This is a genomic window from Pseudoselenomonas ruminantium (assembly GCF_900113715.1).
Lineage (GTDB): Bacteria > Bacillota > Negativicutes > Selenomonadales > Selenomonadaceae > Selenomonas_A > Selenomonas_A caprae.
The window spans coordinates 23,844-46,708 of sequence record NZ_FOQK01000017.1; the positions used below are offsets into that span (position 1 = coordinate 23,844).

Genomic DNA, 22,865 nt, shown 5'->3' on the forward strand with positions numbered 1-22,865 from the left:
ATTTGATGCAATAAGCTGGTGTGTTTATGTTACGCTATATGCGTCTTGTGGAAGGCGATATTGTTATGGTCTATTGTACTGGAAATAGGAGGATTTGGAAAGAGAGGTTTTTGACATGAAGTTGTCTTTACCTTATGACAAGGGAACTATGGCTGCTGAGGTGGCTGATGAGAATCTGCTGGCTGTACTGGAATCCAAGGCGGCAGGCTATAAGGCAGACAAGGGGCAGCAGGAGCTGGTCGAGGCGTCACTGGATAATCCTATCGGCTCACCGCGCCTGGAGGAACTGGTGAAGGGCAAGAAGAACATCACCATCATCAGCTCAGATCACACGCGGCCGGTACCCTCGCATATCACGATGCCAATCTTGCTGCGCCGCATCCGTTCGGCGGAACCGGAGGCAAATATCAGCATCCTGGTAGCGACGGGCTTCCATCGTCCGTCAACGCATGAGGAACTGGTGGCCAAATACGGCGAAGAGATCGTCAACAAGGAGAACATCGTCATGCATGTTTCGACGGATGATGCTTCGATGGTCAAGATCGGCACGCTGCCAAGCGGCGGCGAATGCATCGTGAACCGTACTGCGGTCGAGGCAGACCTGCTGATTGCTGAGGGGTTCATCGAATCGCATTTCTTTGCTGGTTTCTCGGGCGGCCGCAAAGCGGTACTGCCGGGGGTGGCCTCATACAAGACCATCATGGCCAATCATTGCGGCGAATTCATCAATTCGCACCATGCGCGCACTGGCAATCTGCTCGACAACCCGATCCATCGTGATATGGTCTATGCGGCTCGTACTGCCGGCCTGAAGTTCATCCTCAATGTCGTGCTCAATGAGGACAAAGAAATCATCGGCTCCTTTGCTGGTGAGCTGGAACGCGCCCATGAGAAGGGCTGCGAGTTTGTCGCAGATCTGGCGCATGTGCCGCAGGTGCAGGCGGATATCACGGTGTCGACCAATGGCGGCTATCCGCTCGACCAAAACATCTACCAGGCAGTCAAAGGTATGACGGCAGCCGAGGCGGCCAACAAAGAAGGCGGCACTATCATCATGGTGGCTGGCTGCGCGGATGGTCATGGCGGCGAGGGCTTTTATCACAATCTGGCAGATGCAAAAACACCGCAGGAGTTCCTGCAGAAGGCAATCAATACGCCGCGCCTGGAGACAATCCCGGATCAGTGGACGTCGCAGATTTTGGCGAGAATCCTTGCCCATCATCGAGTCATCATGGTATCAGATCTGGTTGAGCCGCAGCTCATCACCGATATGCATATGGAGCTGGCCAAGAGTTTTGACGAAGCCCTGCAGAAAGCCTATGGCTATGAGGGCCGCGATGCGAAGGTGGCTGTCGTGCCCGATGGCTTGGCAGTCATCGTCGGCTGAGGAATAAAGGAATAAGAGAAGAAAGATAGGAGAACGAATTCAATGGAACATCAATTGTTGGCAGAGTTCATGGGCACCGCCCTGATGATCATCTTTGGTATCGGCGTGCACTGTGATGATACGCTGGTGAACACGAAATACAATGGCACGGGGCACATCTTTGCGATAACGACCTGGTCGTTTGGCATCACGGTATCCCTGTATCTGTTCGGCGATGTCTGCATCAACCCGGCCATGGTGGTGGCGCAGGCTGTGCTGGGGAATATTTCCTGGGGGATGGTGCTGCCGATCTCGCTGGCAGAGCTTGCCGGCGGCTTCTTCGGCGCGGCAATCATGTGGTTCTGCTATGCGGACCATTTCAAGGCTTCGGTGGGAAAGATCGATCCGGTGCGGATCCGCAATATCTTTTCCACGACGCCGGGCATCCGCAATCTGCCACGCAATTTCTTCTGCGAGTTTTTTGCGACGTTTGTCTTCATTTCGGGCATCTTGGGCATCCTGCGTGCCTGCCAGGGCCCTGCTGCCATGCTGGCACCGATAGCCATCGGCCTGCTGGTCTGGGCCATCGGCATGGGCATGGGCGGTACTACAGGATTTGCTATGAACCTTGCCCGCGACATGGGCCCGCGTCTGGCGCATGCCGTGCTGCCGATCGAGAACAAGGCGGACAACGATTGGCAATACGGCATCCTGGTGCCGGGCATTGCTCCGTTCTTTGGTGCTGCGGCAGCAGCAATTTTCATGCGCGGATTCTTCAACATCTGATCGATCGGCGCAAGCCTTCCCTGCGGGGAAGGTTTTTTCGTTAAGAGGAATTTTTCCTTTCAGCGCGAATACATTAAATTGGTTGGATATAGAATTGAGGTGGCCAGATGACTGAGGAGGAGATCGCGCGCCTGTTGCGCGAGTATAAAGAGGGGAATGTCGCTGAGGCGGAAGCTGTGAAGGCAATCGCAGAGGCGCCCTTCGAAGAGATGCGGTTCGCAGAAGTGGATCATCATCGCGAATTGCGGCAGGGAATGCCCGAGGTGATCTATGCAGCTGGCAAGACGCCTGAGCAGGTGCGGGATATTTTTTATTCGTTATATACGCACAGCAAGGGGAATCTGCTGGCTACCCGGGCCGATCGGTCGCATTACGAGAGGGTACAGGAAAAAGTACCTGCCGCCGTATACGACGAGACAGCGCGGCTCATTTACCTTGACCGTGATACACGCATCACGCGTGATGCGGCCCACAAGATCCTAATCCTGACGGCTGGGACCAGCGATATTCCCGTGGCGGAAGAGGCTCGGCTGACGGCCTATCTGTTCGGCAACTGCGTGGAGACCTGCTATGACTGCGGGGTGGCCGGCATACACCGGCTGTTTGCCCATCTGCCAGCGATAAAGGCGGCGAATGTCATCGTGGTCATTGCAGGCATGGAGGGGGCGCTGGCAAGCGTGGTCGGCGGGCTTACCGATAAACCCGTGATTGCCGTGCCGACAAGTGTAGGCTATGGGGCGTCATTCCATGGGGTGGCAGCGCTGCTGTCGATGCTCAATAGCTGTGCCATGGGCGTATCTGTCGTGAATATTGATAATGGCTTTGGGGCGGGAGCTCTGGCCAGCAAGATAAATAAATTGAGGTGAAACGATGCGGGCGATATATTTGGATTGCTTTGCCGGAATCAGCGGCAACATGTTTTTAGGCGCTTTGCTGCAGGCTGGTGTGCCAGTGGCTGTACTGGAAAAGGAATTGGCGAAGCTGCCGCTGCAGGATGAATTCCAGCTGGAAGTCTCTTCGGTCGTGAAGAATGGCATCCATGCAGAGTTCGTGGAGGTAAAGCTGCGGCAGGCGCAGCCTGGACATCATCAGGAGCATCATCATGGACATCATCATGCGCACCAGCATGTGCATCGGACGATGCGTGATATCCGTGGGATGCTGGAGCAGTCCTCCCTGGCAATGCCTGTCAAGCAGCAGGCCCTGTCTATCTTCACGGAAATCGCCAAGGCTGAAGGCAAGGTGCATGGCAAGCCGGCAGATGAGGTGGCCTTCCATGAAGTGGGAGCCGTCGATTCCATCGTGGATATCGTCGGGGCGGCAATCTGCCTGGATTACTTAGGCATAGAGCGCGTCTTTGCTTCGAAGCTGACGCTGGGCAGTGGGTTCGTTTCCTGTGCCCATGGGCTCATGCCGATCCCCGCACCGGCAGTTGCGGAACTCTTGCTGGGCTGGCCGTCTGAGCAGGGCTCGGAGAAGAAGGAGCTGGTGACTCCGACTGGTGCAGGCATCGTCAAGACCTTGGGGGTGTACAGTGAGGGAATCCCGCAGGGGTTCACGGCAGAATGCATCGGCTATGGTGCGGGCAGCCACGAGCTGGAGATCCCGAATGTCCTGCGGGTTTATCTGGGAGAGTATCAGGGGGCGGCCAGCGGACCGTTGGCAATCCTTGAAGCCAATATCGACGATATGAATCCCCAGATCTATGGCTACCTGTTTGATAAATTATTGGCAGCTGGTGCACTGGATGTCTGGACGACACCGATCTTCATGAAGAAGAACCGGCCAGCGCAGAAGCTGTCGGTGCTCGTCGATGAAGCGGCGAAGCCTGGATGCGTGAACCTCATCTTTTCGGAGACGACCAGCATCGGCCTGCGCGTCATGCCTGTCGCCAAACGCTTGGAGGCGTCGCGCCACACCGCGAAGGTCGAGACAAAGTATGGCGTGGTGGACTGCAAAGTAAGCGCCTGGGATGGCAAGCTCTGCAGCCTGTCGCCGGAGTATGAAGACTGCCGCCGGCTGGCTGAGGAGAAGTCCGTACCGCTCAAGGCGGTGCAGCAGGAGGCAATAGAGGCATTCAAGGAGCGGCTGGGGGAATGAGCACAGCTTGCTGGCTGCCCTGTTGACAAATAGGAAGCCGCTCGTTAAAATCAAAGTATTATTTAATGATGGAAACGGGAGGTTTTTTCATGAAAATAGCAATGGCAAACGATCACGCAGGCACGAGCCTGAAAAATGAGATCAAAGCCTATCTGGAGAGCGAAGGCCATGAGGTCAAGGATTTCGGCACGTATGATGCAGAGTCCTGCGACCTGTCGGATTTTGTCTATCCGGCAGCAATGGCGGTAGCCAAAGGCGAGTGCGAGCGTGGCATCTTTGTCGATGGCGTCGGCTATGGCAGCGCCATGATTGCCAACAAGCTGAACGGCATCTATGCCGTAGTCTGTCAGGATCCGTTCTGTGCCCAGCTGGCCCGCCAGCACAACGATAGCAATGTCCTGTGCCTGGGCGGCAAGATCATCGGCGGTGCCATCGCGATGGAGACGGTCAAGACCTGGATGCATACGGACCCGCTGACGGCGGAGAAATATGTGCGCCGCGTCCAGAAGGTCAAGGAAATCAACGACAAACATTGCGTGCCAGTGAAGTGAATACCGCGCTGGCCGGTAAAGGAGATTTTCTTGACAAACGAAATGACGGTCGCTATAATGGATTGAGGTTGATGCTGAATGATGAATGTTAATATTGCTGAATTGAAAACCGATTTAGGCAGGGAGCTTCCCTTTTCCTTTACAACGACTGCCGCGGAACTTGATGCCGTAAGCGATGATTACCAGTTCGAGGGGCCAATTAAGGTCACAGGAACGGTGGTCTATACGGGATCGTGCTGGCGTGTGGCCGGAAAGATTGAGGATGTGAAGACCTTTGTCTGTGGTCGGTGCCTGGCTGAATGCCGTGAGGATCAGGTCCATGATTTTTCAGAGGATTTCAGCCGGGAGGCAGCGGAAACAGAAGACTTAGTCAATGTGTTTGAGGGAGATATGCTGGATATCCAGGATATGATCCGGGATACCCTGCTTGCGGCCCAGCCGCTCAGTAATATCTGCAAGCCCGACTGCAAAGGGCTTTGTCCGGTGTGTGGGCAGAATCTGAATGAGGGCGATTGCGGCTGTGATCGTTTCGTTCCAGATCCGCGCATGGCAGCATTACAGCAATTATTGAAAAAGGACTGAGTTCCCCGTAGGAACACAAAGGCTTAAGGAGGTGTATCCGACATGGCAGTACCAAAGCGTAAAACTTCCAAGGCTCGTCGCGATCAGCGCCGTGCTAACTGGAAATTAGAGGCTCCGGGTTTCGTTTCTTGCCCGCAGTGCCACGAGCCGAAGATGCCTCATCATGTATGCCCGGAATGCGGCTACTATGATGGCAAAGAGGTTGTCAAGGCAGCAGAGTAATAGAAGCTGTATAAGCAGGACGAGTGTTGTCCTGCTTATTTTATTGTTTTCAGACAACTGACCCTTGCATTTTTAGTACATACCATTTATAATAGACCATTATATGAGACTGTAGTAGCAGGTACTAAAGATTGAAGCGAAGGGAGGTGTTCGAATGGCAAGGGTGAAGAAGAAGGAACGTCAGGAGATGTTGCTGGCACAGGTACGGGAGAAGCCGTTCCTGACCGATGAGGAGTTGGCCAAGAACCTGGAGGTCAGCGTCCAGACGATTCGCCTTGACCGTTTGGAGCTTGGCATACCTGAGCTTCGGGGACGCATCCGCAATATGGCGGAAAAGGCGCAGAACAAGGTCAAATCCATCCAAAGCGGTGAGGTCGTCGGCGAACTTATCGATCTGGAGCTGGGGCGTTCGGGCATTTCCTTGCTCCGCATAACGGAAGATATGGTTTTTGCCAAGACGCAGATCGCCAAGGGACACTATATGTTCTCGCAGGCTGACTCACTGGCAATCGCAATCATTGATGCGCCGATGGCTGTCACCGGTGTGGCCAATGTCAAGTACAAGGTACCGGTTCATGTGGGCGAGAAGCTTATCGCCAAGGCTGAAGTGGTGAAAGTCAGAGGCAATAAATTCTTTGTATGGGTGAAGACCCATAATGAAACCCAGGAAGTTTTCCGTGCGAAGTTCATCGTAGTTTCGTGGGGAGATAAGTTAGGGGGTAAAACTTCGTGAAGATTGCAGTTGACGCAATGGGCGGTGACTATGCACCGGAACAGATCGTGTTCGGTGCCGTCCGTGCGGCAAAGAAATATAAATGTGAGATTGTGCTGGTCGGCGATGAGCCGCGTATCCGGGAAGTACTCAGCCGCGAGACAGGCTGGGAGAAACTCGGCATAACGATCCACCACACGACAGAGGTCATCGGTATGGACGAACATCCAGCAGATGCGGTCCGTACCAAGAAGGATTCTTCTGTCGTAGTAGCGACGCAGCTCGTGAAGGAAGGAAAATGTGATGCAGTGCTGTCTGCCGGCAGTACTGGCGCTGCGGTCACGGCTGCCCAGCTGATCCTCAAGCGCATCCGCGGCATTGGCCGGCCGACAATCGCTACGCCGATGCCGACGTCGAAGGGCGTTACCCTGCTTTTGGATTCTGGCGCCAATGTGGATTCCAAGCCGGTGCATCTGGTACAGAGCGGCCTGATGGGCTCTATCTATGCTGAGTATGTATTTGGCATCAAGAATCCGAGGGTCGGACTCCTCAATATTGGTGAGGAGGAGACCAAGGGCAATGAGCAGGCGAAGGAGACCTATGCGCTGCTCAAGGAGATGCACACTATCAATTTCGGTGGCAATGCGGAGGGCCGTGATGTCCCCAAGGGCAATTTCGACGTGGTAATTTGTGATGGATTTGTTGGCAATGTTGTGCTAAAATTTGCAGAGGGCCTGGCCAAGACCATCATGAAACTGATAAAAGAGGCCATCAAGGATGGCGGTATCCTGGCAAAGCTCGGGGCACTGCTGCTGATGCCGACGCTCAAGAAACTCGGCAAACGGCTGGATGCTTCGGAGTATGGCGGCGCGCCGCTCCTGGGGGTCAATGGTGTCTGCATCATCAGCCATGGCTCGTCGAATGCGAAGTCGATCTGCAGTGCAATCGGCGTGGCCAATGACTATGTCAACGGCAATGTCATGGAGCATATCCAGGAGGCTTTGAGTCAGGAAGAGGTCTTGACCAATGACAGCGAGAAGAAGTGAGGTCAATCCTGCATCGCGAAATGGGCTAAGGAGGACAAATTTTAATGTTTGAGAATAATGAAATCTGTAAGTTGCTGAACATAAGGTACCCGATCCTGCAAGGTGGTATGGCCTGGATTGGTACGGCAGAGCTGGCTTCGGCTGTATCGAATGCCGGTGGCCTTGGCATCATCGGTGCTGGCCATATGCCGCCGGATATTCTGCGCGCGGAGATTCAGAAATGCAAGGGCTGGACGGATAAGCCGTTCGGCGTCAATATCATGCTTATGAGCCCGTTCGTCAAAGAGGTCATGCAGGTAGTCATCGACGAGCGCGTTCCGGTCGTCACGACTGGTGCTGGCAATCCGGGCGAGTATGTTCCGGCACTCAAGGAGATCGGCACGAAAGTCATCCCGGTCGTCGCATCGGTAGCTTTGGCTAAGCGCCTCGTCCGCACGGGTGCTGATGCGGTTATCGCTGAGGGCACGGAGTCCGGTGGCCATATCGGTGAGATCACGACGATGGCTCTGCTGCCGCAGGTTGTCGATGCTGTTGATGTACCGGTCATCGGTGCTGGTGGTATCGGTGATTCCCGCGGCATGACGGCAGCTTTTGCGCTGGGGGCCAAGGCTGTGCAGATGGGCTCGCGTTTTGTTATGAGTGAGGAATGCATCGCACATCCGGATTATAAGAAGATGGTATTGCATGCCAAGGATCGTTCGACGGTGGTTACGGGCCGCAAGCTCGGTCATCCGGCTCGTGTACTTGCCAACAAGCTCACGCGTAAATTTGAGGAGCTGGAGGCAGCTGGTGCATCTAACGAAGAACTGGAGCAGCTTGGCGTTGGTTCGTTGCATCGTGCCACCCATGAGGGCGATGTCCAGAATGGTTCCGTAATGATTGGCGAAATCTCTGGCATGCTTAACGATATCAAGCCGGTAAAACAGATCATTGAAGACATCGTAGCTGGTCTGCCAGGTGTCATCGATACGATCCAGCAGGATTGCAAATAATTGGAGGTAGTTCATAGTGAATAAACTTGCATTTGTATTTCCAGGTCAGGGCGCTCAGGCTGTCGGCATGGGCAAGGATTTCTGCGAGCAGTATGATGTAGCGAAGAAGCTCTTCCAGCAGGCCGATGAGGCGCTGGGATATTCCATCAAGGAGATGTGCTTTGAGGGTCCGGCTGAGGATCTGAAGCTGACGGCTAACACGCAGCCGGCAATCCTCACGATGAGCGTCATTGCCAACGAGATCCTCAAGGAGCATGGCATCCAGCCGGATGTTACTGGCGGCCATAGCCTTGGTGAGTATTCGGCACTGGTTGCTGCCGGTGTACTGGACTTCCAGGACGCTGTGCTGCTCGTGCACAAGCGCGGCCAGTTCATGCAGGAAGCTGTTCCTGTCGGTCAGGGCGGCATGGCTGCTATCATCGGTTTGGCTGATGAGGTCATCGTGGATGCCTGCGCGAAAGCTACGGAAAATGCAGGGGAAGTCCAGGCTGTCAACTTCAATTGCCCAGGCCAGACGGTCATCGCTGGCACGACGGCTGGCGTTGAGGCTGCTGTTGAGCTGCTCAAGGAGGCTGGTGCCAAGAAGGCTGTGATCCTGCCGGTATCGGCGCCGTTCCATTCCACGCTGATGAAACCGGCGGCTGAGAAACTTGCTGCTGAGCTCGACAAGGTAACAATCCGCGATGCGAAGATCCCGGTTGTCTCGAACTTCACGGGCGAACTGGAGACCAAAGCTGAGGAGATCAAGGCAAACCTCGTTGCGCAGGCGGATCATCCGGTCAAATGGATCGACTGCGTCAATACGATGAAGGCGTTTGGTGCTGATACCTTTGTCGAGGCTGGCCCGGGCAAGACGCTCTGCGGCTTCAACCGCCGTATCGACAAGGCGCTCACGAGCATGAACGTAGAAAATCTCGAAAGTTTGCAAAAAACGCTTGACTATTTCAAGGAGGTTCGCTAATATGCTTTTAGACGGAAAGGTTGCGCTGGTAACTGGCGCATCGCGAGGCATTGGCCGTGCCATTGCCATCCGCCTGGCCAGCGAGGGAGCCAAGGTTGCCATCAATTACGCCGGCAACACGGCTAAGGCAGAAGAGGTCAAGGCGGAGATCGAGAAGAATGGCGGCGAGGCCATTCTGGTCCAGGCAGATATCTCGAGCACCGAAGCTGTTGACGCAATGGTCGAGAAAGTTGTTGAGGCTTTCGGGCAAATCGATATCCTGGTCAACAATGCAGGCATCACGCGTGACGGCCTGCTCATGCGCATGAAGGATGAGGACTTCGACGCAGTCATCAACACGAACCTCAAGGGCGTGTTCTACTGCACGAAGGCTGTTTCCAAGCTCATGATGAAAAAACGCAGCGGCCGCATCATCAACATGGCATCGGTTGTCGGTCTCATGGGCAATGCTGGTCAGGCAAACTATGCCGCAGCCAAAGCTGGTGTCATAGGCTTCTCGAAGTCGGCAGCTAAAGAGCTTGCCGCACGCGGCATCAATGTCAACGTGGTCGCACCGGGCTTCATCGCCACGGATATGACGGCTGCCATGACGGACAAGGCGAAAGAGGCTACGCTGGCAGGTATCCCGCTTAAGCGCATGGGCCAGCCGGAAGATGTAGCTAATGCTGTGCTTTTCCTTGCATCGGATTATGCATCCTATATCACGGGCCAGATCGTCAATGTAGACGGCGGCATGGTTATGTGATATAACTATATAGGAACTTTTATTTTAAGGAGGTGAAACTTCATGACTTTTGATAAAGTAAGAGATATCGTTGTTGAGCAGTTAGGTGTTGAGGCTGACGAGGTTGCCCTCGAGTCCACTTTCATCGATGATCTGGGTGCTGATTCCCTGGACATTGTTGAGCTGATCATGGCTTTCGAAGAGGAATTCAATATTGAGATCCCGGACGAGGCTGCTGAGAAGATCAAGAGCGTTCAGGATGTAGTTACCTACATAGACCAGAACAAATAAGTTTGAGCGTCTTACCTGTTTGAAAATCCCGTGAAACTTGTTTCGCGGGATTTTCTCAAGGTAGGATTGATTGGAGGAGTAACATTGAAACTTCCAGAGCTGAAAATTGGCAATAAGATCGCAAAAGTTCCAATCCAGCAGGGTGGTATGGCGATTCGTTTGTCAACGGCCCGTCTGGCGGCAGCTGTAGCTAACGAGGGCGGTATCGGCCTCATTGCCGCATCTGGTATGAGCCATGACGAACTGCGTTATGAAATCCGGCTCGCACGTTCGCTTACATCTGGTATCATCGGCATCAATATCATGGTAGCAGCCGCAGATTTTGCTGAGGTTGTCAAGACAGCGATTGATGAGGGCATCGACCTCGTAGTTGCTGGTGCAGGTTTTTCCCGTGATATGTTTGCGCTCGGCAAGGAATCCGGAACGCCGATCGTTCCGATTGTTTCTTCCGTTAAATTAGCTAAAATTTCAGAGCGTCTTGGCGCGGCTGCCATTGTCCTTGAGGGCAAAGAGGCAGGTGGACATCTCGGCACGGACACGTCGGTACGTGATCTCATCGCAGATGTCAGCGCAGCTGTGAATATCCCGGTTATTGCAGCCGGTGGCGTACTGCACGGCCAGGACATCGTTGATTTGATAAAGATGGGCGCTGCTGGCGTCCAGATGGGGTCGCGTTTCGCTGCTTGTGAGGAATCCAATGCCGCACCGGCCCTCAAGGAATACTATCTGAAATCGAAACCAGAGGATATCGTGGTAATCCACAGCCCTGTAGGTCTTCCGGGTCGCGCTGTACGCACGCCGTTCTCGGCAAAAGTCATGGAAGGCCCTGTACCGCCGAAGCAGTGCGATGCCTGCCTCAAGGCATGCAAGCACAACTTCTGCATCATCCGCGCGCTCACACGGGCGCAGCAGGGCGATGTGGAGACCGGCCTGGTCTTCACGGGTGAATACATGCCGAAGATCGATAAGATCATGTCGGTGCATGATATCTTTGCGCAGCTCAAGGCGGAAGCCGAAGCTGCAGACTGAGCAGACGTTCTAGAGGACGACTAAGATAATTGAGAGGAGTCATTCGTTTTGAGTAATCGTGTAGTAATCACTGGTCTGGGTGCCATTACCCCGATTGGTACGGGTAAAGATGAATTCTGGAAAGGCCTGATGGAGGGCCGCAATGGAATCGATAAGATCAGCCGCTTTGATGCGTCTGAGTATGGTGCGCAGATTGCTGGTGAGGTCAAGGACTTCGATCCGACGGCATACATCGATAAGAAAGAGTCCAAGCGCATGGATCGTTACACGCAGTTCGCGGTAGCTGCTGCTGGCATGGCCATCGAGGATGCGAAGCTGGATCTGGAGAAAGAGAACCTCGATCGCATCGGCACGTTCGTTGGTGCTGGCATCGGCGGTATCGAGACGATGCATTCGCAGTATGAGAAGCTGTTTGCCAAGGGCCCAGGCCGCATCAGTCCGTTCTTCATCCCGATGATGATCGCGAACATGGCTGCCGGCCAGGTATCCATCACGTACAAGCTGCATGGCCCGTCCAGCTGCATCGTTACGGCTTGCGCTACGGGTTCCAACTGCATCGGCGATGCTTTCCGTGTCATCCAGCGCGGTGATGCGGATGTCATGATTGCCGGCGGTACGGAGGCTGCTGTCTCTGAGGCTGCTGTGGCTGGCTTTGCCGCTATGAAGGCTCTCTGCATGGATCACAACGATGACCCGGCTCATGCTTCCCGTCCGTTCGACAAGAACCGCAGCGGTTTCGTCATGGGCGAGGGTGCAGGCCTTGTTGTTCTCGAGAGCCTTGAGCATGCAAAAGCCCGCGGTGCGCATATCTATGCTGAGGTTGTCGGCTATGGTGCGAACTCCGACGCATATCATATGACGAGCCCGGCTCCGGGTGGCGAGTTCCAGGCAAAATGCATGCAGGCAGCGCTCGATGACGCTGGCATGAAGGCAGAAGATGTCGATTATGTCAATGCGCATGGCACGTCCACGCATATGAATGATGAAGGTGAGACGCTGGCAATCAAGGCAGTCTGGGGCGAAGCCGCTAAGGACGTTTCGGTTTCCTCGATCAAGTCGATGACTGGTCATCTGCTCGGCGCTGCTGGTGGTGTCGAGTGCATCGCTACGGCAATGGCTATCGAGAATGACATGCTGCCGCCGACGATGAATTATGAGACGCCGGATGAAGGCCTCGATCTCGACTACGTTCCGAATAAGGCCAAGGCCAAGACGGTCCGTGCGGCTATGTCCAACAACTTCGGTTTTGGCGGCCACAATGCCTGCCTGCTGCTCAAGAAGTACGCAGAGTAATGGAGGCTGACGATGGAAAAGATCCTGTCGGAGAAACGTGAGCAAGAGCTTTGCGGACTGGCAGCGGCTCTGGGTGTGGAGTTTACGAATCTGAACTTCCTGCAACAGGCGTTGACGCATACTTCCTATGCGAATGAATCCAAGGGGAACATCGTCCATAATGAACGTCTCGAATTTTTAGGAGATGCTGTGCTGGAGCTTGCCTCCAGCACTTATCTTTATCAGCACTTCCCGCAGATGCCGGAGGGGCAGCTGACAAAGACAAGAGCGAGCATCGTCTGTTCGGCGACGCTGGCAAAGCTGGCGGCCAGGCTGCATCTTGGTGATTATCTGCTGCTGGGCCGTGGTGAGGAGATGGGCGGCGGCCGGACGCGGCAGACGAATCTGGAGGATGTGTTCGAGTCGGTCATTGGTGCGATTTACCTTGACCAGGGCTGGGAGACGGCAAAAGACTATGTCATCCGCCAGCTCATGCCGGAGTTTGAGCGCGCCAAGAGCGGTGCGATCCTCAAGGATTACAAGACAATCCTGCAGGAGGAAGTCTACCAGCATGAGGGACAGAATGTGTCTTACGAGCTGGTGGCCGAAGAGGGCCCTGACCATGACAAGCGGTTCACGTTCCAGGTCCGCATCACTGGCAAAGTGATGGGACAGGGGACGGGGCATAGCAAGAAGGAAGCTGAGCAGCATGCAGCACGCGAGGCACTTGCAAGACTCAATCAGAAATAGGCAAAGGCGCTGGCAAATGCCAGCGCCTTGTTTTATAATGTAGACAGAAGAAAGGGGAGAGCGATATGCGCAAGTTGGTGATTCTCGGGACAGGGTTTGCGATGGCGACCAAATGCTTCAACACATGCTTTTTTCTCGAGCTTGAGGATGGAAGCCTGTTCCTGACGGATGCTGGTGGCGGCAATGGCATTCTGCGCCAGTTGGAAGTGACAGGGTTTGATTACCAGAAATGCCAGCACATGTTTGTGACGCACGGGCATACCGATCATGTACTGGGGGTGATCTGGGTGATCCGCAAGGTAGCAGACCTGATGAACAAGGGCAAGTATGAGGGAAAGTTCCATATCTATTGCCATGATGTCGTCAGGGAAATGCTGCTGAGGATGACGGAGATGACGCTCAAGAAGAAGGACTTTGCCCGCGTTGGCAGCGACATCCTGATCCATGAGGTCAAGGATGGGGAAGCCGTGGAATTGCCGCAGTTCAGGCTTACGGCTTTCGACATCCTGTCGACGAAGGCCAAACAGTTTGGCTACTGCCTGCAGTTCGCCGATGGGATGAAGTTCACCTGCCTGGGGGATGAGCCGTACAATGAGCATGATCGGGCATATGCTGAGCAGGCGGACTGGCTGCTTGCGGAGGCTTTCTGCCAGTACAAGGACCGTGAGGTGTTCAAGCCCTACGAGAAGAATCACAGTACGGTCAAGGAGGCCAGCGAGCTTGCTGAGCTCTTACGAGCCAAGAATCTCGTGCTCTACCATACGGAGGACAAGCATCTGGCGACGCGCAAGCAGGAATATGCGGCTGAGGCCAGACAATATTATCAGGGCAATGTTTTTGTGCCAGATGATCTGGATGTCATCGAGCTTGGCTGATGACAAGGAAAAGGAGTGTTTCGCGTGCGAAACACTCCTTTCCTCAGTTGATGAACATTTTCTCGAGCAGTTGATTGAAAGTCAGGATCGAGTCGCTGAGTTGAGCGGTTTCATCCTCGTTCAGCTGCTGCATATGCTGGTTGAATAGCTGCCGGACGCGTTCGTTCTGATCGTCGAGGATCTTCTGGCCAGCCGGGGTGAGCGTGATGACGCTGCGGCGGCGGTCATGGGGATCCGGCGCTTTCTGTACCATCCCGTTGCAGACGAGCTTGTCGATGACGGTGGTCATCTGCTGTTTGGAAATATTCAAGATATGGCTGATATCCGTAATGGATACGGATTCTTCTGTGAATATGACCATCAAGGCACCGAATTGATTCAGCGGGATCGGCAGCTTTGTCTGGCGGTAGAAATTGTTGTGAATCAGAATCAACGTTTCGATGAATTTTTGTGAGACATTTGGCGTTGATAGATTGTTCATAGATACGGATTACCCCTTTTATTAGAGTGTGATTAAATATCAAGCATTTAATCCTGCATAAGCGGCATTATCTTGACTTTTATTTAAATATAATATACTATATATTTCATCAATAGTAAACATTTATTTACTATTTCAGCCCAGCTTGAAGCTGATAGAAATGGGAATGGAATGTTATAAGGAGGTTTAACGATTGTTTTTGACGAAAAACAAAAAGACAAAGGCGCTGGTAATCGGCATTTCGCTGGCTATCTCCGCAAGCTTTGCCGTTGCTGGCTGCGGTTCTAACGGACAGCAGGCACAGCATCAGGGCGCCCAGGTCAAGGCCATGCAGGTCATCCAGCAGGATACGCCGTTGACCAGTGAATTTGCCGGCCAGATTGTGGGTAAGGACGAAGTGAAGGTTCAGTCCAAGGTATCCGGCAATGTCGTCGAAAAGTATGTGACGGGCGGTCAGTTCGTACAGGCGGGGCAGCCGCTCTACAAGATTGATTCGCGCCAGTATGAGTCGGCAGTCCTGCAGGCACAGGCAAATCTCGCGCAGTCTGAAGCGACGCTGAGCAATGCGGAAACCGACCTCAACCGCTATCGCCAGCTGCTTTCGTCGCAGGCGATTGCCGAGCAGACGGTTGCAACGCAGCAAGCACAGGTGAATTCCTACAGTGCGCAGGCTTCGGCCAATGCAGCACTGCTCCGCAAGGCGCAGCAGGATTTGGCTGATACGGTTATTTATGCGCCGATGAGCGGCCAGTTGTCGGTCGATGATGTGGCAGTAGGTACATTTGCTGCTGCGGGCAATACCAATCTGGTCACGATTGGTTCATCAAATCCGGTATTTGCGCAGTTTAGCATTTCGGAGTCAGATTATCTGAAATTCATGAACAATGCTGCGCTTCAGGGGGGCAATGGGATGTCGCCAACCGTGTCGATTACCTTGTCGGATGGCACGGTTTATCCGATCGACGGTCAGATTGTCCAGTCGGACCGTGCACTTTCGAACAATACGGGTACGCTGACCGTCAAAGCTCTGTTTGACAACCCGGATGGGCTGCTGCTGCCGGGCATGTTTGCGCGTGTGCGCCTTTCGGGTGAGATCGTCCCGAATGCAATCCTCGTTCCCCAGCGTGCTGTCCAGCAGCTTTTGGGCAAATCCTTCGTCATGGTAGTAGGTGAGGATGGTAAGTCCAAGGCGCAGGCAGTAACACTTGGTGACAAGGTCGGCAGCTATTACATCATCAAAGATGGCCTGTCAGCGGCTGATGTGGTGGTTGTTGAAGGTCTTTCGAATCTGCAGGAAGGTGTTGATCTGACGGTTACGATGGTAACTGCTGATGATATGGGCTTCTCGCTGACGTCCGATCCGACGCTGTTTGATTCGAATACGATTGCAGCTGCTGATTCGAAGAAGTAAGGAGGCAGCATTTTGTCAAAATTCTTTATACACCGGCCGATATTCGCTATCGTCATCTCGATTATCATCGTGATTGTTGGTGTGCTCGCGGCAGTGCAGCTGCCTATTGCGCAGTATCCGCAGATTTCTCCGCCGACGGTTTCGGTCAGCACGACCTATACTGGCGCGAATGCTGCGGTCGTCAATGAGACGGTCGCACAGGTCGTCGAGCAGCAGATCAACGGTACGCAGGGCATGGATTATATGTCCTCAAACTCCGATGATACAGGCCGTTACAGCCTTTCCGTTGTATTTGAGAATGGCACGGATGGCGATATGGACTCCGTCAAAGTACAGAACAATGCGGCAACGGCAACTGCGAGCCTGCCAACTGATGTACAGACGGTCGGCCTTACAACGCGAAAATCCTCGAACGATATGGCCTACATGCTGTCGCTTTATTCGCCAGATGGCACTTATGACCGCGCGTTCATGAAGAACTATGCAGACATCTACTTGCTGGATCAGCTTCAGCGAGTTCCGGGTGTCGGTAATGTCCAGATTTTCGGTGCAGATTATGCGATGCGTGTCTGGCTCAATCCGGATAAGCTTGCGGAGCTGGGCCTTACAGTAGCAGACGTGACAGCGGCTATCAAGGAGCAGAATGTGCAGGCTCCGGCTGGTACTGTTGGTGCTATGCCTGTGGCTAATGGCCAGGAAAAGCAGTACACAGGCAAGATTTCCGGCCGTTTGGTAACACCGGAGGAGTTCGGCAATGTCATCCTGCGTTCTTCGGATGGCCAGTTCGTCCGGTTGAAGGATGTTGCCCGCATTGAGACGGGAGAGAAATCCAGCTCGATCATCTCGAAGTTCAACGGCTATCCTTCTGTTGGTTTCGGTATCAATCTGACGAGTGATGCCAATGCCATGCAGACGGTTGCCGGCGTTCGTGCTATCCTTGACAAGGCGAAGCCGAATCTGCCGCCAAACCTCAAGATGGCCCAGATTTTTGACTCGACGAATTATATCAATGCGTCCATCAAGGAAGTGCTTGAAACGTTCTTTGAGGCATTGGTTCTGGTTGTATTGGTCATCTTCTTGTTCTTGCAGAATTGGCGGGCAACATTGATTCCTTTGCTGGCTGTGCCGGTATCCCTTATTGGTACGTTGGCAGCATTCGTCGTGTTGGGCTTTTCTATCAACACCTTGACATTGTTTGCCATGGTGCTGGCTATCGGTCTTGTCGTCGATGATGCTATCGTCGTCATTGAGAATGTCGAGAAGCACATGGAAGAAGGCTTAGAGCCAATCGATGCAACGGAGCGGGCAATGGATGAGGTACAGGGACCGGTTGTTGCTATTGCCTTTGTACTGGCAGCTGTATTTGTACCGGTTGCATTCCTCGGCGGCATGACGGGTATTCTTTACCGTCAGTTTGCCTTGACGATTGCCGTGTCCATGGCTTTATCGGCGTTTGTGGCACTTACGCTTACGCCGGCGCTCTGCGCGATGATCCTCAAGAAACATGAGGCTAAGGATGATGAAGGCAGGCTGGGCCAGTTCTTCCTGGCATTCAACCGTTGGTTCGAGCGTACGAAACGTGGTTATATGGGGATCGTGGCGCAGTTCATCCGCCGTACGCGCTTGGCCTTCCTGTTCATGATTATCGTCTGCATCATTGCGGGGGCAGTCTTTAAGGTACTGCCATCGACTTTCGTACCGAATGAGGATCAGGGGTATCTCTTTGCTGCTGTCCAGCTGCCTGAGGGTACCTCGATGAATCAGACGCAGAAATCCATCGATAAGCTTGCGAAGGCAGCGATGGAAAATGTTCCGGGGGTTGAGAATGTCATGGCCATCACAGGTTTTGATATTCTGTCAAGCGGTGCGAAACCGAGCGCAGGCATGGTTGTCCTCGGCATGAAGGACTGGACGCAGCGAACAGATCGTGCGATGTCTGTTGATTCAGCTGTTGGCATGATGTTCGGCCTGGGGGCCAAAGTCACGCCGGAAGCTACGGTTATTGCGATGAATCCGCCGGCTCTGCCGGGCCTGGGGGCTGTGGGCGGCTGGTCGCTGCAGCTGCAGGATATGTCCGGCCATACGGATCAGGAGCTGGCTGAGGTCACGAACAAGATCGTCGCGGCTGCTAACCAGCGTCCTGAGTTGCAGGGTGTGCGCTCAACGTTCAAGATGACGTCGCCAACCTATGAATTCGAGATTGACCGTGAGCGCGTCAAACAGCTTGGCGTACAGCTCTCGGATGTATTCACGGCTATGCAGGTCAACTATGGTGGCTCGCAGGTCAATGACTTCAACCAGTTTGGCCGTTCGTACAAGGTCATGCTGCAGGCAGATACGCGTTATCGCAGTGAGGCAGAGTCGACGAAGTTTATCTTTGTCAAGAGCAGCACGGGGACGATGGTTCCGCTGGATACGCTGCTGAAGCCGAAACTCAGCTCGGCACCGACATCGATTTCCCGCTTCAATGGTACGCGTTCCATTGCTATCCAGGGCAATGCGGCGCAGGGCTATTCGTCTGGTCAGGCTATGCAGGCCATTCAGGAAGTTGTTCATGAGAACACGGACAACGGCTTCAACATCGAGTGGTCTGGCCAGAGCCGTGAGGAATCGAAGGCCTCGAGCTCGACGCTGCAGGTTCTCGTCCTGGCTTTGGCATTCGTATTCCTTTGCCTGGCGGCACTCTATGAAAGCTGGAACGTACCATTTGCGGTCTTGCTGACAGTACCGACTGGTATCATGGGTGCGCTGGTCTCTGAGTACGGCCTTTACATGCTGGGGGCACTGTCCGGTCACCCGAATGCTGGTTTCCAGAACAGTGTTTACATGCAGATCGGTATCATCATGATCATCGGTCTGGCGGCGAAGAACGCCATCCTGATCGTCGAGTTTGCGAAGGTCCGTGTCGACCGCGGCATGGAGCCGGTCAAGGCGGCTATCGAGGCAGCAGGCTTGCGCCTGCGCCCAATCCTCATGACTTCGTTCGCGTTCATCATCGGCTGCCTGCCGCTGGCTATAGCCAGTGGCGCTGGTGCTGCTGCGCGTAACGGCATGGGCGTGGCTGTAGTTGGCGGTATGCTCTTCGCTACGGCATTGGGAATCTTCTTGATTCCTGTGTTCTTTGTAGCGATGGAGTGGATGGCTGCCAAGCTTGGCTTGCTCAAGCAGCAGAAAAAGAGAACATCCTCGGATTACATGTGATTCGGGAATACAGCTTCCCTTCTCCTCGGAGAAGGGAAGTTTTTGTATCTGTGCATCCGAAAATAAACCTTGCAAAAGGAACAATTGTTTTATATAATATCTACAGATAAAATCGTGAGTTCGAAAGGAGCTGTTAGTAAGAATGGCAACGGATAAGAAAGAGGCATTGGCCAGCGCGCTGAAACAGATTGAGAAGGATTTCGGCAAGGGCTCGATCATGCGCTTGGGCGACGCCAAGGCGAATATGAACGTGGAGGTCATCTCGACGGGCATCCTGCCGCTCGATATTGCACTGGGAGTGGGCGGCGTGCCGCGTGGCCGTATCATCGAGGTCTATGGCCCGGAGTCTTCGGGTAAGACGACGGTCACGCTGCATATGATCGCTGAGGCCCAGAAGGCTGGCGGCATTGCGGCTTTCATCGATGCCGAGCATGCGCTCGATCCTGTCTATGCGCAGAAGCTTGGCGTCAACATCGATGACCTGCTGATCTCGCAGCCGGATACGGGCGAGCAGGCGCTGGATATCGTCGATGCGCTGGTGCGCAGTGGTGCCATTGACATCATCGTCGTCGACTCAGTTGCCGCGCTGGTGCCGAAGGCTGAGATCGAGGGCGAGATGGGCGACAGCCATGTCGGTCTGCACGCGCGTCTCATGAGCCAGGCTATGCGCAAGCTCACGGGTATCATCAGCAAGAGCCAGACCGTTGCAATCTTCATCAACCAGATCCGTGAGAAGGTCGGTGTCATGTTCGGCAACCCAGAGACGACGACGGGTGGTCGTGCCTTGAAGTTCTATTCCTCGGTTCGCCTGGACGTGCGCAAGATCGACAAGATCACCCAGGGGCAGGATGTCATCGGCAGCCGCACGCGCATCAAGGTCGTGAAGAACAAGGTGGCACCGCCATTCAAGATGGCTGAGTTCGATATCATGTACGGTGAGGGTGTATCGAAGATGTCCAGTATTATCGATATGGGCGTTGAGATGGATATCGTCGACAAGAGTGGTGCCTGGTTCTCCTATGAGGGGACCCGTCTGGGGCAGGGCAAGGAAAATGCCAAGCAGGCCCTCAAGGAGCAGCCGGAGCTCTGTGCAGAGATTGAGGCCAAGATCCGTGCCAAGCTGCTGGCGAGTGAGGAAATCGCTGAGGTACAGGCACCAGCTGGTGCTGAGCCGGAAGCCGAGGCATAAATAGCGATGTGGAAGTATCAGCGATCTGAGGAGGATATGACGGCAGAGCCAACACGCCGTCCGCGCAAGCCGAAAAAGACGGCCTTGATGACGGCTGTTGATCTGCTGGCCAGACAGGAGCACAGCGAAAAAAAGCTGCGGGAAAAGCTGCTGCGCAAAGGGTATGCTGACGACGAGGTGCAGCAGGCCATCGACCGTCTGGTGGAAAAGCATTATCTGAACGATGCGGATGCCTGTGCCCGCCAGTTCGAATTCCTCTATCATGAGAGCCGCAGTTCGGTGCGGCAGATCTGCGTCAAGCTCATGCAGCGCGGGTTCGGATCGTCGCTGGTGAATGCCTGCATTCCCGCTGACACGTTTGCGCGTGAGAAAGCGGCTGCCTTGCGCGTGCTGGCGCTCAAGTTCAAGCCGGCAGCTGACCGGCAGAAGATGATGGCCAATCTTTACAGCAAGGGGTTCGATTCGTCGGCGATACGGGCTGCAGTCGAAGAATTCCAACAGGCAGAGGAAGATGAATAGCCAGGCAAGAGCCTTGCGCAGTGATGCGCAAGGCTTTTAAAATAGCATTTCTTATGATATAATCGTTAAAAAGCTTTACACGTTACTGTACTTAGAGGAGGAACAAATTTTGAGCAAGCCTGCCAATGAAATGATTCTGGTTCTGGATTTTGGTGGCCAGTACAACCAGCTGATTGCACGCCGCGTCCGTGAGAACCATGTCTATTGCGAGGTACATCCGCATACGCTGAGCCTGGACAAGATTCGTGAGATGGCACCGAAGGGCATCATCCTGACCGGTGGCCCGAACAGTGTCTACAAAGAAGACTCGGCCAGCTGCAGCCCGGAACTCTTCGAGCTCGGCATCCCGGTCATGGGCATCTGCTATGGTTCCCAGCTCATGTCGCATCTGCTGGGCGGCAAGGTCGCCACGGCACCGACGAGCGAGTATGGCAAAACGGAAGTCACGATTGCGGAGCAGGGCTCGAAGCTTTTCCAGGGCGTCGATGAGAAGACGATCTGCTGGATGAGCCATACCGACTACATTGCAGAGGCACCGGCAGACTTTGTGGTAACGGCTTCGACGCCGGTATGCCCGGTGGCGGCTATGGAAAATGCAGCTAAGAAGCTCTATGCAACTCAGTTCCACCCCGAAGTCATGCATACAGTACAGGGCAAGACGATGCTCAAGAACTTTGTCTATGAAGTTTGCGGCTGTGCTGGCGAATGGAAGATGGATTCCTTCGTCAAGAGAACCGTAGAAGAGCTCAAGGCTAAAATCGGCAAGGGCCGTGCGCTTTGCGCTCTGTCAGGCGGTGTGGATTCCTCGGTGGCAGCCGTTCTCCTCTCCAAGGCCATCGGCAAGCAGCTGACCTGCGTATTCGTCGATCATGGTCTGCTGCGCAAGGACGAAGGCGATCAGGTCGAGGCAGTATTCGGTCCCAATGGTTCCTATGATGTCAACTTCATTCGCGTCAATGCCAAGGACCGCTTCTATGCAAAACTGGCTGGCGTCACGGAACCGGAGCAGAAGCGCAAGATCATCGGCGAGGAGTTCATCCGCGTATTCGAGGAAGAGGCGAAGAAGATCGGCGCTGTCGATTATCTGGTACAGGGCACGATTTACCCTGATGTCATCGAGAGCGGTTTGGGGAAATCGGCGGTCATCAAATCCCATCACAACGTGGGCGGCCTGCCGGACTTCGTCGATTTCAAGGAAATCGTCGAGCCGCTGCGCCTGCTGTTCAAGGATGAGGTCCGTGCGGCTGGCCGCGAGCTCGGCATTCCCGAGTATCTCGTCAACCGCCAGCCCTTCCCAGGTCCGGGTCTTGGCATCCGCATCATCGGCGAGGTGACAGAGGAGAAGGTCAAGATCGTCCAGGAGGCGGATGCTATCTATCGCGAAGAGGTGGTTAAAGCAGGTGCCGACAAGAATCTTGGCCAGTACTTTGCTGCCCTTACGAATATGCGCAGCGTCGGTGTCATGGGCGATGGCCGTACCTATGACTATGCGATTGCCCTGCGGGCTGTCATGACCAGCGACTTCATGACAGCAGAGAGTGCGCAGCTTCCTTGGGAAGTCCTGCAGAAGACCACGACCCGTATCGTCAATGAGGTAAAAGGCGTCAATCGCGTCATGTACGACTGCACGGGCAAACCGCCAGCAACGATTGAGTTTGAATAATCCATAAAGAAAAGACAGCAGGAATCCAGCAGGAGGGATTCCTGCTGTTTTTGTTTTCAGGAACTGGCTCCTGGGGCTATGGCAACCAGCAGTTGCGTGAAATCTGCGGCCGCCTGTTTTATAATGAAAGTGGAGGGATGAA

General features: G+C 54.2%; 23 protein-coding genes. 22 read left to right on the forward strand and 1 reads right to left on the reverse strand.

The features are described 5' to 3' along the window. Positions 1 to 115: 115 nt before the first annotated feature. From larA to BM181_RS09775, 17 genes are all read left to right on the forward strand, one after another. Positions 116 to 1,387: a nickel-dependent lactate racemase gene (gene larA, locus BM181_RS09695; RefSeq protein WP_075444445.1), complete on the forward strand. Its 1,272-nt coding sequence runs from the start codon at positions 116 to 118 to the stop codon at positions 1,385 to 1,387. Positions 1,388 to 1,429: 42 nt separating this feature from the next. Continuing rightward, a complete protein-coding gene (gene larD / locus BM181_RS09700) occupies positions 1,430 to 2,152 on the forward strand; it encodes a D/L-lactic acid transporter LarD (protein ID WP_075444447.1) in 723 nt (240 codons plus the stop codon). 107 nt (positions 2,153 to 2,259) lie between these two features. Then, complete coding sequence (larB, locus tag BM181_RS09705; protein WP_075444449.1) at positions 2,260 to 3,018, forward strand: nickel pincer cofactor biosynthesis protein LarB; 759 nt, start codon at positions 2,260 to 2,262, stop codon at positions 3,016 to 3,018. A 4-nt stretch (positions 3,019 to 3,022) separates the two neighbouring features. Continuing rightward, on the forward strand, positions 3,023 to 4,252 hold the full coding sequence (larC, locus tag BM181_RS09710) for a nickel pincer cofactor biosynthesis protein LarC (RefSeq protein WP_075444451.1): 1,230 nt from the start codon (positions 3,023 to 3,025) through the stop codon (positions 4,250 to 4,252). Positions 4,253 to 4,341: 89 nt separating this feature from the next. Next, positions 4,342 to 4,803 carry an RpiB/LacA/LacB family sugar-phosphate isomerase gene (locus tag BM181_RS09715; RefSeq protein ID WP_075444453.1) on the forward strand — a complete coding sequence of 154 codons (462 nt, stop codon included), beginning with the start codon at positions 4,342 to 4,344 and terminating at the stop codon, positions 4,801 to 4,803. Between the two features lie 78 nt (positions 4,804 to 4,881). Further along, the gene (locus BM181_RS09720) at positions 4,882 to 5,385 is read left to right on the forward strand and encodes a YceD family protein (protein WP_075444455.1); all 504 of its coding nucleotides are present in this window, start codon (positions 4,882 to 4,884) and stop codon (positions 5,383 to 5,385) included. A 42-nt stretch (positions 5,386 to 5,427) separates the two neighbouring features. Further along, a complete protein-coding gene (gene rpmF, locus BM181_RS09725; RefSeq protein WP_033170368.1) occupies positions 5,428 to 5,607 on the forward strand; it encodes a 50S ribosomal protein L32 in 180 nt (59 codons plus the stop codon). 154 nt (positions 5,608 to 5,761) lie between these two features. Further along, complete coding sequence (fapR, locus tag BM181_RS09730; RefSeq protein ID WP_075444457.1) at positions 5,762 to 6,340, forward strand: transcription factor FapR; 579 nt, start codon at positions 5,762 to 5,764, stop codon at positions 6,338 to 6,340. Next, a complete protein-coding gene (gene plsX, locus BM181_RS09735) occupies positions 6,337 to 7,365 on the forward strand; it encodes a phosphate acyltransferase PlsX (RefSeq protein WP_075444459.1) in 1,029 nt (342 codons plus the stop codon). The genes fapR and plsX overlap by 4 nt, the downstream gene beginning before the upstream one ends. Positions 7,366 to 7,409: 44 nt before the next feature. After that, the gene (gene fabK / locus BM181_RS09740) at positions 7,410 to 8,357 is read left to right on the forward strand and encodes an enoyl-[acyl-carrier-protein] reductase FabK (RefSeq protein WP_075444461.1); all 948 of its coding nucleotides are present in this window, start codon (positions 7,410 to 7,412) and stop codon (positions 8,355 to 8,357) included. A gap of 16 nt (positions 8,358 to 8,373) precedes the next feature. After that, positions 8,374 to 9,318 carry an ACP S-malonyltransferase gene (fabD, locus tag BM181_RS09745; protein ID WP_075444463.1) on the forward strand — a complete coding sequence of 315 codons (945 nt, stop codon included), beginning with the start codon at positions 8,374 to 8,376 and terminating at the stop codon, positions 9,316 to 9,318. A 1-nt stretch (position 9,319) separates the two neighbouring features. Further along, complete coding sequence (gene fabG / locus BM181_RS09750; RefSeq protein ID WP_075444465.1) at positions 9,320 to 10,063, forward strand: 3-oxoacyl-[acyl-carrier-protein] reductase; 744 nt, start codon at positions 9,320 to 9,322, stop codon at positions 10,061 to 10,063. Between the two features lie 42 nt (positions 10,064 to 10,105). Further along, on the forward strand, positions 10,106 to 10,333 hold the full coding sequence (locus BM181_RS09755; protein ID WP_014423880.1) for an acyl carrier protein: 228 nt from the start codon (positions 10,106 to 10,108) through the stop codon (positions 10,331 to 10,333). Between the two features lie 84 nt (positions 10,334 to 10,417). After that, positions 10,418 to 11,362: an NAD(P)H-dependent flavin oxidoreductase gene (locus BM181_RS09760; RefSeq protein ID WP_075444467.1), complete on the forward strand. Its 945-nt coding sequence runs from the start codon at positions 10,418 to 10,420 to the stop codon at positions 11,360 to 11,362. Between the two features lie 48 nt (positions 11,363 to 11,410). Then, entirely contained in the window at positions 11,411 to 12,655 is a 1,245-nt protein-coding gene (fabF, locus tag BM181_RS09765) for a beta-ketoacyl-ACP synthase II (RefSeq protein WP_075444469.1), read from the forward strand. Between the two features lie 12 nt (positions 12,656 to 12,667). Continuing rightward, positions 12,668 to 13,384, forward strand: coding sequence for a ribonuclease III (gene rnc, locus BM181_RS09770; RefSeq protein ID WP_075444471.1), 717 nt, complete (start codon positions 12,668 to 12,670; stop codon positions 13,382 to 13,384). Positions 13,385 to 13,449: 65 nt separating this feature from the next. Then, on the forward strand, positions 13,450 to 14,259 hold the full coding sequence (locus BM181_RS09775) for an MBL fold metallo-hydrolase (protein ID WP_075444473.1): 810 nt from the start codon (positions 13,450 to 13,452) through the stop codon (positions 14,257 to 14,259). A gap of 43 nt (positions 14,260 to 14,302) precedes the next feature. On the opposite strand, the gene BM181_RS09780 is transcribed toward BM181_RS09775, so the two are convergent. Next, positions 14,303 to 14,740 carry a MarR family winged helix-turn-helix transcriptional regulator gene (locus BM181_RS09780; protein ID WP_075444475.1) on the reverse strand — a complete coding sequence of 146 codons (438 nt, stop codon included), beginning with the start codon at positions 14,738 to 14,740 and terminating at the stop codon, positions 14,303 to 14,305. A gap of 193 nt (positions 14,741 to 14,933) precedes the next feature. Here BM181_RS09780 and BM181_RS09785 point away from each other — a divergent pair, with 193 nt between their 5' ends. The 5 genes from BM181_RS09785 to guaA all read left to right on the forward strand — a co-directional run bounded on the left by BM181_RS09785 (position 14,934) and on the right by guaA (position 22,723). Beyond that, the gene (locus BM181_RS09785) at positions 14,934 to 16,151 is read left to right on the forward strand and encodes an efflux RND transporter periplasmic adaptor subunit (RefSeq protein ID WP_177207195.1); all 1,218 of its coding nucleotides are present in this window, start codon (positions 14,934 to 14,936) and stop codon (positions 16,149 to 16,151) included. A gap of 12 nt (positions 16,152 to 16,163) precedes the next feature. Further along, positions 16,164 to 19,352, forward strand: a complete 3,189-nt coding sequence (locus BM181_RS09790; protein ID WP_075444477.1) for an efflux RND transporter permease subunit — start codon at positions 16,164 to 16,166, stop codon at positions 19,350 to 19,352. 142 nt (positions 19,353 to 19,494) lie between these two features. Beyond that, the gene (gene recA / locus BM181_RS09795; protein ID WP_075444479.1) at positions 19,495 to 20,541 is read left to right on the forward strand and encodes a recombinase RecA; all 1,047 of its coding nucleotides are present in this window, start codon (positions 19,495 to 19,497) and stop codon (positions 20,539 to 20,541) included. Between the two features lie 36 nt (positions 20,542 to 20,577). Next, complete coding sequence (locus tag BM181_RS09800; RefSeq protein WP_075444481.1) at positions 20,578 to 21,060, forward strand: regulatory protein RecX; 483 nt, start codon at positions 20,578 to 20,580, stop codon at positions 21,058 to 21,060. Positions 21,061 to 21,190: 130 nt separating this feature from the next. Beyond that, entirely contained in the window at positions 21,191 to 22,723 is a 1,533-nt protein-coding gene (guaA, locus tag BM181_RS09805) for a glutamine-hydrolyzing GMP synthase (protein WP_082336261.1), read from the forward strand. Positions 22,724 to 22,865 lie beyond the last annotated feature (142 nt).